Genomic DNA, 12658 nt, shown 5'->3' on the forward strand with positions numbered 1-12658 from the left:
TCACGGAAAGCCGGCAATCGTGACGTCGTCCCAATCCCATCGCCTTACATCCGGCGGTCTTGTCGACCGCTCGGCGCCGCTGACCTTCCGCTTCGACGGCAAGACTTTCTCCGGCTTCCAGGGCGACACGCTCGCCTCGGCGCTGATCGCCAATGGTGTCAAGCTGGTCGGCCGCTCGTTCAAATACCATCGCCCGCGCGGCATCCTCACCGCCGGCTCGGAAGAGCCCAACGCGCTGGTCGAGCTGCGCACAGGCGCTCGGCGCGAGCCGAACACCAAGGCGACGACGACCGAACTCTATGACGGGCTGGAAGCCGCCAGCCAGAACCGCTGGCCATCGCTGCGCCACGACGTGATGTCGGTCAACCAGCTGTTCGCGCCGATCTTCGTTGCCGGCTTCTACTACAAGACCTTCATGTGGCCGGCGAAATTCTGGGAAGCGATCTATGAGCCGGCGATCCGCCGCGCCGCCGGCCTTGGCCGCGCCGCCGGCGTCGCCGATCCCGACCACTACGACAAGGCATGGGCGCATTGCGATGTGCTGATAGCCGGCTCCGGCCCGGCCGGTCTGGCCGCAGCGTTGGCAGCCGGCCGCTCTGGTGCCCGCGTCATCCTGTGCGAAGAAGATTTCACGCTCGGCGGCCGTCTGCTGTCGGACGGCGGCACGATCGATGGCTTGCCGGCAGCCGAGTGGCTGTCGCGGACGCTGGCCGAATTGGCTGATATGCCCGACGTCCGCATCGTGACCCGCACGACATTGTTCGGCGTCTACGATGGCGGCACCTATGGTGCGATCGAGCGGGTCAACGACCACCTGCCCTCGCCGCCCGAGCATCAGGTGCGCCAGCGCCTGTGGCGGATCGTGGCGAAGCGCTGCGTTGTCGCGGCCGGCGCCATCGAACGGCCGATCGTCTTTGCCGGTAACGACACGCCCGGCGTGATGATGGCCTCAGCCATGCGAACCTACATCGCGCGCTATGCAGCGACGCCGGCTAGGCGCATCGCGCTGTTCACCAACAATGAGGATGGCTGGCGTACGATCGAGACCGCGCTTGGCGCCGGACTTCAGATCGCAGCGGTCATCGACACACGGCCTGATATATCTCTAGCCCACCGATCGCTCGCTTCCAAGGGTGGCTTCGCGGTGCTGCACGGCTCCGTCAGTGGTGTCGAGGGCGGCAAGGACGGCGTCAGGAAAATCGCGGTGTCGCTGACGGGCGGCGCGCGCGCCGAGGTCGAAGCGGGCGGCCTCGCCGTTTCCGGCGGCTGGAACCCGGCGGTCGGGCTGACCTCCTACCATCGCGGCCGGCCGAAATGGCGTGACGACATCTCCGCCTTCGTGCCCGACGGCGCGCCACCCGGAATGGTTGCCGCCGGGGCCGCCAACGGCGACTTCGGACTCGGCGCCTGCCTGAGCCAGGGATTTGCCGCCGGCGCGGCAGCGGCGCGTGACGCGGGGCACAATGGTATGGCGGGTGCCACTCCTGTCGCCGACGACGAGGCCTTTTCGCTGACGCCGCTCTGGCATGTCGCCGGCAAGGGAAAAGCCTTTGTCGATTACCAGCATGATGTCACCGCTTCCGATATCGAACTGGCGCAGCGCGAGGGCTTTGAATCCGTCGAGCACCTGAAGCGCTACACGACGCTCGGCATGGCGACCGACCAGGGCAAGACATCGAATGTCGCCGGCCTCGCTATCATGGCCGCGGTAAGCGGACGATCCATTCCCGAGACCGGGACGACGATCTACCGGCCTCCTTACGTGCCGGTCGCCATCGGCGCCTTCGCCGGCCATCACCGCGACGAGACTTTCCATGCGACGCGGCTGACGCCGTCGCATCACTGGGCGGCCGAACAGGGTGCGATCTTCGTCGACACTGGCCTGTGGAAGCGTGCGCAATGGTATCCGCGCGCCGGCGAAAAGGACTGGCTGGAATCGGTGACCCGCGAGGTCAAGGCGGTGCGCGGCGGCGTCGGCTTCTGCGATGTCTCGACGCTCGGCAAGATCGACGTGCACGGCCCGGATGCCGGTGCCTTCCTCGACCGCGTCTACATCAACACCTTCTCCAGCCTTGCGGTGGGAAAAGCCCGCTACGGGCTGATGCTGCGCGAGGACGGCATCGTCTATGACGACGGCACCACGTCGCGGCTGGCCGAGGATCACTATTTCCTGACCACCACCACCGCCAAGGCCGGGCTGGTGATGCAGCATCTTGAATTCTGCCGGCAGGTGCTGTTTCCGGAACTCGACGTCCAGCTCACCTCGGTCTCCGACCAGTGGGCGCAGTTCTCGATCGCCGGGCCCAAGACACGCGACCTGCTCAGGGAAGTCGTCGACCCGTCGGAAGACCTGTCGAACGAAGGCTTTCCGTTCATGGGCGCGCGCGAAGTGGCGCTTCGCGGCGGCCTCAAGGCGCGGCTGTTCCGCATCTCGTTCTCCGGCGAGATGGCCTTCGAGATTTCGGTGCCGGCACGCTTCGGCGACGCCATGGCGCGCAATCTGATGCTGGCCGGCGCGCCATTCGGCGTCACGCCCTACGGCACCGAGGCGCTCGGCGTCATGCGGATCGAAAAGGGCCACATCGCCGGACCGGAACTGAACGGCACGACGACGGCGGCCGATCTCGGCTTGGGCAAGATGATGTCGACCAAGAAGGACTATATCGGCCGCGTCATGGCGGGGCGCGAAGCGCTGGTCGCGCCGGATCGCCAGGTCGTTGTCGGCGTCAAGCCGACCGACAAGGCTCGCCGGCTACGCTCCGGCGCGCATGTCATTCCGAAAGGGCAGACACCTGGCCCCGGCAACGACCAGGGGTATGTCACCTCGGTCTGTTTCTCGCCGACATCGGACCAATGGATCGGGCTCGCACTTGTCGAACGCGGCCGCGAGCGCATCGGCGAGACCGTACACGCGCATGACCCATTGCGCGGTGAGGACTATGATGTCGAGCTGTGCAATCCCGTCTTCTGCGATCCCGATGGAGGGCGCCAGCGTGGCTGAGTTTTCCTGGGCTCCCCGCAGCCCCCTCGAGCACGCGCTGGTCGCCGGTCGGCATGGTGCAAGCAGCATCGAGGCCGGCGTTTGGCTGACCGAGATCCGGAATTTCGACCTGATCCAGGTGATGGCGCGGCGCGGCCAAGCGGCTGAACTGGCAAGGGCGGCCATGGCCCGTTTTGGCGTGGCGGCTCCCGATGTGCCCAAGGCGATACAGGCTCAGGACGCCACGCTTATCTGGTCGGGACCGGATCAGTTCTTCGTCCTGTCGAAGGGCGGCAGACACACGATGCAAACGCTGGCGCCTTCGTTGTCCGGACCTGCCTCGCTGTCGGACCAGTCGCATGCGCGCGCCATGATCAGCATTTCCGGCGCCAAGGCGCGCATGATGCTGGCCAAACTGTCGTCGATCGATCTGCACGCGGGAGTATTTCCGATTGGCGCCGCCGCCGCAACCTCGATGGACCATACCAGCGTGACGCTCTGGCGCGGCGGCGACCGGCCGGATGGGCAGGCGGTGTTCAATTTACTGGTGTTTGCGACGTTTGCCGAAAGCCTGTGGGGCACGATGCTTGATGCGGCGGCTGAATATGGCGTCGACGTCAGCCATTCCGAGGAACTGGCGTAGCGCTTGTGCGCGCCCTCCGCCTTGCCAAACGCAACCGCACTGCTATTCTTGCTGCTAAAATAATTTCACACACAGGCAAACTTGTTTCTCTAACCGCAAGGCTGAGATGAGCCGGTCGCCCTACCCCGCAATTGCAGCCGGACCGCCCCGGCCGAGCCTCATCCTGAGACCCGGCCAGATTGCGCTGCCGCCGGGCATGGAGCGTTATACGATCCAGGGTAACGGCGCGGTGCTCATCGAAATCGAAGCCGGCGACACGATCACAGTCCGCAATGTCGAGGGCGGCCAGGCCTGCGAGTTGCTGGCCTGGGACAAGACCGGCGCGACCGGCTCCGACATTTTTGGAGAAACATCGAACAGCAATGCAGCCGGCATCAAGGCGCTGTTGGCCGAGGGCGACAATAGTCTCGCATCCCTGCGGGGCGGGCTCTCACGCCGGCAGGTGCAGCTGGACCAGGCCAAGGCGGTGCGCGTGTTCGGCGGCGCAACACCGGCCGGCACCGAGCAGGCTTTCACCGTCGCGCGCGACGGCTCGATGGTCATCGCCGCACCCGGCGGGCCGATGCTGGTCGATGGCCACGACACCGCGACGCCGCTCACGGTTATCGTGCGCCGCGCCACAATCCACCCGGCGGCGAAATCGCAACTGGCCGATCCGCTGGCCGATCCGGTGCTGGACCTGCGCGTCCATTCGGCGACGGCGCAGTCCTATTTCGTCAAGGCGGGCGACTATCTGCAGATCATCGATGTCGATGGGCGTCAGTGCACCGACTTCCAGTGCTTTTCGGCACGCAAGCTGGACAAGGGCCGCGACCATCCGCTCGACGTGACGACGACGCGCACGCTGATGGGTGCGAGCTACCCGATGCCCGGCTTGCATTCGAAATATTACGACCAGGACATGGAGCCGCTGGTTGAGGTGGTGCAGGATACATGCGGCCGGCATGATGCCTTCGCGCTCGCTTGCGCTGCCAAATATTACGACGACATCGGCTATCCCGGACACACCAACTGCTCGGAGAACTTCAATCGCGCGCTGGCCGACAGAGGCGTCAATCCTCGTGCCGGCTGGATGGCGATCAACTTCTTCTTCAACACGGCAATCGACTCGCATGGTATCATGGTGTCCGACGAGCCATGGTCGCGGCCTGGCGACTATGTGCTGCTGCGCGCGCTCACCGACATCGTCTGCGTCTCCTCCGCCTGCCCCGACGACACGACCCCGGCCAATGGCTGGAACCCGACCGACATCCATGTGCGCACCTATTCCGGCCAGCACAAATTCTCGCGAGCGATCGCCAGACGCATGACGCCTGATTCGGAACCGAAAATGACCCGCGAGACCTCCTTTCATTCGAGCTTTGCCAAGCACACCCGCAACTTTCAGGAGTACAGGGGCTACTGGCTGGCCAACTCCTTCGCCAAGGAAGGACCGATCGCCGAATACTGGGCCTGCCGGCAGGATGCGGTGATCATGGACCTGTCGCCGCTGCGCAAGTTCGAGGTCACTGGTCCCGACTCCGAAGCGCTGCTGCAGTACACGCTGACCCGTGACGTCAAGAAGCTCGGCGTCGGCCAGGTCGTCTACTCCGCCATGTGCTACGAACATGGCGGCATGATCGATGACGGCACGCTGCTGCGCCTCGGCAAGGATAATTTCCGTTGGGTCGGCGGCGACGATCTGTCCGGCGAACGGCTGCGCGAGACAGCGGCAAAGCTGGGGCTCAACGTGCTGGTGCGCTCCTCCACCGACCAGATGCACAATGTCGCCGTGCAAGGGCCGAAGAGCCGCGACATCCTGCGTGAAGTCATCTGGACGTCGCCGCTACAGCCGTCGATCGATGAACTCGAATGGTTCCGTTTCGCCGTCGCCCGCATCGGTGGCGGCAACGGCATTCCGGTCGTCGTCTCGCGCACCGGCTACACCGGCGAGCTCGGCTACGAGATCTGGTGCCACCCGCGCGACGCCGAAAAGGTGTTCGATGCCATCTGGGCGGCCGGCCAGCCACATGGGCTGAAGCCGATGGGGCTGCAGGCACTCGACATGGTGCGCATCGAGGCCGGGCTGATCTTCGCCGGCTACGAATTCTCCGACCAGACCGATCCGTTCGAGGCCGGCATCGGCTTCACCGTGCCGCTGAAGAGCAAGACCGACGATTTCATCGGCCGCGAGGCGCTGATCCGTCGCAAAGAGCACCCGCGGACGAAGCTGGTCGGGCTCGACATCGACGCCAATGTCGCCGTCGGCCATGGCGACTGCGTGCATGTCGGCCGCGCCCAGATCGGCGTCGTCACATCAGGCATGCGCTCGCCAGTGCTGAACAAGAACATCGCGCTGGCCAGGCTCGACGTCACGCATGGCGCGATCGGTACCGAGGTCGAGATCGGCAAGCTCGATGGCCATGCCAAGCGGCTGCCGGCGCGCGTCGTCGCCTTCGCGCATTACGATCCGCAGAAGACAAAACCGCGCTCATGAGGACCGTTTTCACGACAAACAGGTCGGCCGGTCTGTAATTTCACCGGTCGCGTGAATCCTACGCTCACAAGCGTGATGTGCATGGCTTCACAAAACGCTTGACCTGAAAGCGCGTCGGATCAATCTTCACTGTTAAGAAAAAAATACGACTGAGTGGAAACACCGGCAGTCGCTCAATGCATGCGTCGATGATGAAGCCTCGCGAAGTCGCGGCCGTCACGAACGGGGAACATCAAAAAAGGGGAACAAAGACACATGAGCACGATAACGACTGCCCTGGAGCCGATTGCAGAAGGCAAGCTGCACCGGAATATCGATTGGCGCGGTGCCTTCTGGGTGGCGAGTGGCGTCCCTGCCCTCGTCCTGTTCTCGATCGGCGGCATTGCCGGCACGACCGGAACGTTGGCCTTCGCGATCTGGATCGCCTCCATGATCATGGGCTTCCTGCAATCCTTCACCTATGCCGAGATCGCCGGCCTGTTCCCGAACAAATCCGGCGGCGCCTCGATCTACGGGGCCACCGCCTGGCTGCGCTATTCCAAATTCATCGCGCCGCTGTCGGTCTGGTGCAACTGGTTCGCCTGGTCGCCGGTGCTGTCGCTCGGCTGCTCGATCGCCGCCGCCTACATCCTCAACGCGCTGGCGCCGGTGCCGCTGTTCACCGACGCCTCGCCGGATGTCGTCGCCTATATCGCCGCGCATACCGGAACGAGTGCCGCCGACGCCATCACGGCGGTGACAGCCGCAGCAACGCCGGCGATCCGCAACTGGACGCTCTACAGCCACACGCTGGGACCGGTCTCGTTCACGTTCAACGCGACCTTCTTCATCGGCGCGGTGCTGATGCTGATCATCTTCGCCATCCAGCATCGCGGCATCCTCGGGACGGCCAACGTGCAGAAATATATCGGCCTGCTGGTCATCATCCCGATGCTCATCGTCGGCGTGGTGCCGATCATCACCGGCCAGATCAACTGGGCGAATTTTTCGCCATTTGTACCGCTGGCGGCTGCCTATGCTCCAGAACCCGGCGCCTGGAATATCGCGGGCTGGACGCTGGTGCTCGGCGGCATGTTCATCGCCGCGTGGTCGACCTACGGCTTCGAGACCGCCGTCTGCTACACCTCGGAGTTCAAGAACCCCGGCACCGACACGTTCAAGGCCATCTTCTATTCCGGACTTTTGTGCATGCTGCTGTTCATCCTGGTGCCGTTCACCTTCCAGGGCGTGCTCGGCCTCAACGGAATGCTGGCCACGCCGATCGTCGATGGTTCCGGCGTCGCCGACGCATTGGCCGGCATGGTCGGTGGCGGTGCGCTGATCCACAGCCTGCTGGTGATGCTGATGATCCTGGCGCTGGTGCTGTGCATCATGACCGCCATGGCCGGCTCTTCGCGCACGCTCTACCAGGGCTCGGTCGACGGCTGGCTGCCGCGCTATCTCAGCCACGTCAACGAACATGGCGCACCGACCCGCGCCATGTGGACCGATCTCGTTTTCAACCTGATCGTGCTGGCCATTGCCTCGGCCGACGCGACGAGCTTCTTCTTCATCCTCGCCGTGTCGAACTGCGGCTACATCATCTTCAACTTCCTCAACCTCAACGCGGGCTGGATCCACCGCATCGACAACGGCCATATCGCGCGGCCCTGGAAGGCGCCGAGCTGGCTGCTCGGGATCGGGGCGATCTTCGCCTATGTCAACGCCATCTTCATGGGCGCCGGCGCCAAGGTGTGGAACCCGATGGCGCTGTGGGCCGGAATGATCACTGCGGCGCTGATCATCCCGGTGTTCTGCTTCCGTCACTACGTCCAGGACAAGGGCAAGTTCCCCGACCACATGCTGGCCGACCTCGGCATGACGGGAGCCGACCTCGCGGTCAAAAAGGCGGGCATGCTGCCCTATTTGACGCTGGTCGCCGGCGTGGTGGTGATGCTGCTGGCCAACTGGTACTTCGTCATCTGACGGCTTCCGAAAAAGCCGGTAGCGGAAAGCCGTAACAGGATGGACAATCGGCCGGTCGAAACTCGACCGGCCGATATCGTTTATTCAGCCGCCAGGGCCAGTCGAGGCCTTTCGGCTTCTTTGCTGGATGCCAAATCGTCTTCCTTCTCGGCAATCCTCTTTGGCTCGCGGCCGAAGAACAGGGCGTAGCCCGCCGGCAGGACCAGGATGGTCAGCACAGTGGCAACGAGGATGCCGCCCATCATGGCGTAGGCGAGCGGCCCCCAGAACACACCGCGCGAGATCGGGATCAGTGCAAGCACCGCCGTCATCGCTGTCAGCACGATCGGCCTGAAGCGGCGCACGGCCGAGCCGACGATCGCTTCGTAGCGGTCCATGCCTCTCGCAATGTCCTGGTCTATCTGGTCGACCAGGATGATCGAGTTGCGCATGATGATGCCGAGCAGAGCGATGACGCCGAGGATGGCGACGAAGCCGAACGGCGCGCCGCTGATCAAAAGGGCCGCCGCAGCACCGATGATGCCGAGAGGACCGGTCGCCAGAACCAGCATCGCCTTGCCGAAATGCTGCAGCTGGATCATCAACAGCACGACGATGACGGCCAGCATTATCGGCGCCTTGGCGGCGATCGAAGCCTGGCTTTCCGCCGAATCCTCCGCACCGCCCTGGATCTCGATCTTGTAGCCGGGCGCCAGCCCGTCACGCAGGCCCTGCATGTCCTTGTACATCTTGGTGATGACGTCGTTGGACTGCACGCCATCCGGCAGCGTCGCCCGCACGCTGATGGTCGGCAAGCGGTCACGGCGCCATTCGATGCCTTGCTCCATCACCGGCACAACTTTGGCCACCTGCGACAGCGGCACGGAGCCGCCGAAATCGGTCGGAATATAGATGGAGTCGACCGAGGACAGCAGGCTGCGGCTGGCATCCGGCTCGCGGGCGACGATCGACACCGTCTCCTCGCCGTCGCGGAAGTCGTCGAGCGGCACGCCGGACATGGCCGCCCGCAGCGTCTGGCGGATGCGCTGCGAGGTGACGCCGAGCGCACGGGCGCGATCCTGGTCGATGTCCAGCTTCATGGCCGGCACCGGCTCGAGCCAATCGTCATGGACTGCGCCGAGCAGCGGATTCTCGTGGAACTTCGCCTTCACCTGGTCGGCGATGCGGCGCACCTCCTGGCGATCCGGCCCCATGACGCGCATCTGCACCGGCCATCCGGTCGGCGGACCGAGGAACAAACGGTCGACCTTGGCGCGGATCGACGGAAAATCCTCGGCCAGGACGGTGCGCAATTTGACGATCAGCCGTTCGCGGGCCGGTTCGTCATTGGCCATGACGAGCAGCTGGGCGAAGTTCGGGTTGCTCAGCTGCTGGTCGAGCGGCAGGAAGAAGCGCGGCGCGCCTTCGCCGATATAGGTCGCGATGAAGCGCTTGTCCTTGTCGTCCATCATCTTGGCTTCGAGCGCCTTGGCCTGTGCCTCGACCTCCTTGATGCTGGTGCCTTCCGGCAGCCAGAGATCGACGAGGATTTCCGGACGCGACGATTGCGGGAAGAAGTTCTGCGGGATGAACTGGAAGGCCCACAGGCTGGTGCCGAAGGTGACCAAAGTCATGGCCAGGACGATGATGCGATGGCGCACCGCCCAGCCGACGGTTCCGCGCAGCCGGCGATAGAAGCGCGTGTCGAAGGCGTCGTGGTGGCTGCCAGCATGCTTGCGCTGCTTGAGGATCATGTTGCCAAGCCATGGCGTGAAATACACCGCGACGAACCAGGAGACGACCAGCGCGATGCCGACGACATAGAACAGGGTGCGGACATATTCGCCGGCCGTCGAGGCGGCGAAGCCGACCGGGATGAAGCCGGCCGTGGTGATCAGCGTGCCGGTCAGCATCGGGAAGGCGGTCGAGGAATAGGCGAAGCTTGCCGCCTCGATCTTGACCAGCCCCTCTTCCAGCTTCCGCTCCATCATCTCGACGACGATCATGGCATCATCGACAAGCAGGCCGAGCGCGATGATCAGGGCGCCGAGCGAGATGCGCTGCAGGTCGATGCCGAGTTCGTACATGATGGCGAAGGTGGCGGCGAGCACCAGCGGGATGGTGATGGCGATGATCAGGCCCGAGCGCCAGCCGATCGACAGGAACGAGACGACGAGCACGATCAGCAGCGCTTCGCCGAGCGCATGCATGAACTCGGCCACCGCATCCGTGACGACGCCCGGCTGATCGGAAATCTGGTCGACCGAAACGCCATAGGGCAGCGCCTCCTCGAAGCGCTTGTAGGTGACCTCGACGTCCTTGCCGACATCGGTGACCTTAAATCCCTTGGCCATGACGACGCCAAGCTGCACGCTGTCATGACCGTTAAATCGGTATTTGCGCTGGAACGGATCTTCCAGACCCGAGGTCACCGTGGCGATGTCGCCCAGCCTTGTGACCTGGCCGCCGGCGCGCAGGCGCAGGTTCCTGATATCCTCGACTTTGGCGACGTCGCCTTCGACGGAAATGCGCACCGAATTGGTGCCGGTGTCGACCGACCCGGCCGGATCGACATTGTTCTGTCCCTTGATCGCGTTCTGCAGATCGGTCAGCGTCAAGCCGCGTTCGGCGAGCGCCTTGGACGAGACATCGATATAGAGCTTTTCCGGCTGATCGCCGATGATGACGGCCTTCTCGACGCCGGGCGTCGTCAAAAGCATGTCGCGCGCCTGGATGGCGAACTTCTTCAGCTCGGGATAACTGAAGCCCTCGCCGCTGATCGAATGCAGCGTGATGAAGGTGTCGCCGAATTCGTCGTTGAAATAGGGGCCGAGCAGACCTTGCGGCAGGTCGCCTGATATGTCGCCGACTTTCTTGCGCACCTGGTAGAAGGCGTCGGTCACCTCGGCGGTGTTGGTGTCGCCCTTGATCTGGACCGTGATGATGGCACTGCCGGCGCGGGTGAAGGAGCGGACGAAGTCGAGATGCGGCGTCTCCTGCAGCTTGCGCTCGATCTTGTTGACGACCTGGTCTTCCATCTCCTGGATCGACGAGCCCGGCCAGATCGCCTGGACGACCATGACCCGGAAGGTGAAATCGGGGTCTTCCTTCTGGCCCATGCGCATCAGGCCGAGCGCGCCGGAAATGATGATCAGGCCGAACAGGAACCGCGCAATGGCGGGGTGGCCGATTGCCCATCGCGACAGGTTGAAGGGCCGCTTTTCTTCCGTGGAATTGGTCATGGATGCAGATCCATCTGTTCAGCAATCGAGGTTCGGAGTGGCTTCCGGGCGGCAAGGCTCTCCGAGAGGAGAAACGCTCATCGCGGTGGGACGCGAAAATCGATGTGGGGGTTACATCAATCGAGCGTCTCGGGTGGGCGCTTGCCGCCCGGAAACCAGCGGCTGCGGGAACGCGCAGCCGGTTGTCTGTTGTCAGCGCACCTGCTTGGTGTCGCCGCCGTCACCCGCCGCGGAGGCGGATTGCAGCACCGTGTCACCGGTGAGTTTCACCTTGAGATTCTCGGCCATGAATTGCGTGCCGGCAGCGACCACGACGTCGCCGGGCTTCAGACCCTCTGCGACACGCACGCCATCGGCGGCAAACTTCGCTACCTTGACCGGACGGGCATGAACGGTGTCGGCGCCACGATCGACGGTCCAGACGATCGACTGGCTGTCTTTCTCAGCCAATGCGCTCAGCGGGATCGAGACGAGCTGCCGCTCATTGGCCGCCGAGGCTTCGATGCTGGCGGTCATGCCGAGAAGCACGCGCGGGTCGTTTGGCAGGCTGACGCGGACGGCAAAGGTGCGCGATTGCGGATCGGCGCTGCCCGAGACTTCGCGGACCTTGCCGTCCAGCGCCAACGCGTCGTCGGACCAGAAGCCCGCCTTGACGACCTTGCCCGGCTTGAATTCGGCGATTTCCATTTCCGGAACGGCGATCAGCACTTCCTTTTCGCCGTCGACCGCGACGGTGATCACCGGCGAGCCGGAGCCGACCACCTGGCCGACATCGGCGCTGACTGCGGTGACGATGCCATCCCGGTCGGCCTTGAGATCGGTATAGCCAACTTGGTTCCTGGCCTGGGCGAGCGTCGAGCGGGCGGAATCGCGGGTGGCGACGGCCTGATCGTAGGCCAGGGTCGCCTGCTCCAGCTGCGATTTCGGCGCGAAGTTCTTGTCGAACAGCTGTTCGGCACGCTTGCGGGCAAGCTCCGATGTCTCGACCTGCCGATCGGCGGCATCAAGGGCTGCCTGCGCGCTCTTGACCGAAAGGTCGTAGTCGATGGGATCGATGCGGGCGAGCACATCGCCCGAGGCCACGTGCTGGCCGATGTCGACGAGGCGCTCTGTGATCTTGCCGTTGACCCGGAAAGCCAGCGCGCTTTCGGTGCGGGCCCGCACCGAGCCGGAATAGGAGAGCGTGCGGGTATCATGCGCCTGGGCGATCTCGACGACCTTGACCGGACGGATGATTTCCTTGACTTCGGCTTTTTCCTGGCTGCAGCCGGCGAGCCCGAGGGCCGCGACCATCAGGCCGGCAACTGGCAGTTTGCGGAGGATGGAACTGGACAAAGACATCTTGTACTCCCGACTGGAGATGAACGGTCGAC

At 64.2% G+C, this 12658-nt stretch carries 6 protein-coding genes; 4 read left to right on the top strand and 2 right to left on the bottom strand.

Translation table 11 applies throughout. From position 1 onward, the window contains the following. Positions 1-19: 19 nt before the first annotated feature. The 4 genes from NKJ01_RS15845 (at position 20) to NKJ01_RS15860 (ending at position 8064) form a co-directional block, all read left to right on the top strand. Positions 20-3001 carry a sarcosine oxidase subunit alpha gene (locus NKJ01_RS15845; RefSeq protein ID WP_352729219.1) on the top strand — a complete coding sequence of 994 codons (2982 nt, stop codon included), beginning with the start codon at positions 20-22 and terminating at the stop codon, positions 2999-3001. Next, positions 2994-3623 (top strand): sarcosine oxidase subunit gamma, encoded by a 630-nt coding sequence (locus tag NKJ01_RS15850; protein ID WP_352729221.1) that lies wholly within the window; start codon positions 2994-2996, stop codon positions 3621-3623. The genes NKJ01_RS15845 and NKJ01_RS15850 overlap by 8 nt, the downstream gene beginning before the upstream one ends. 106 nt (positions 3624-3729) lie before the next feature. Beyond that, positions 3730-6099 carry a trimethylamine N-oxide demethylase gene (locus tag NKJ01_RS15855; protein ID WP_352729223.1) on the top strand — a complete coding sequence of 790 codons (2370 nt, stop codon included), beginning with the start codon at positions 3730-3732 and terminating at the stop codon, positions 6097-6099. 255 nt (positions 6100-6354) lie between these two features. Further along, entirely contained in the window at positions 6355-8064 is a 1710-nt protein-coding gene (locus NKJ01_RS15860; protein WP_352729225.1) for a trimethylamine N-oxide permease, read from the top strand. Between the two features lie 80 nt (positions 8065-8144). Here NKJ01_RS15860 and NKJ01_RS15865 read toward each other — a convergent pair whose 3' ends face one another. Beyond that, complete coding sequence (locus NKJ01_RS15865; protein WP_352729227.1) at positions 8145-11285, bottom strand: efflux RND transporter permease subunit; 3141 nt, start codon at positions 11283-11285, stop codon at positions 8145-8147. Between the two features lie 192 nt (positions 11286-11477). Continuing rightward, the gene (locus NKJ01_RS15870; RefSeq protein ID WP_352729228.1) at positions 11478-12626 is read right to left on the bottom strand and encodes an efflux RND transporter periplasmic adaptor subunit; all 1149 of its coding nucleotides are present in this window, start codon (positions 12624-12626) and stop codon (positions 11478-11480) included. Between the last annotated feature and the right edge of the window lie 32 nt (positions 12627-12658).

The organism is Mesorhizobium sp. M0276 (genome assembly GCF_040321755.1).
Classification (GTDB): domain Bacteria; phylum Pseudomonadota; class Alphaproteobacteria; order Rhizobiales; family Rhizobiaceae; genus Mesorhizobium.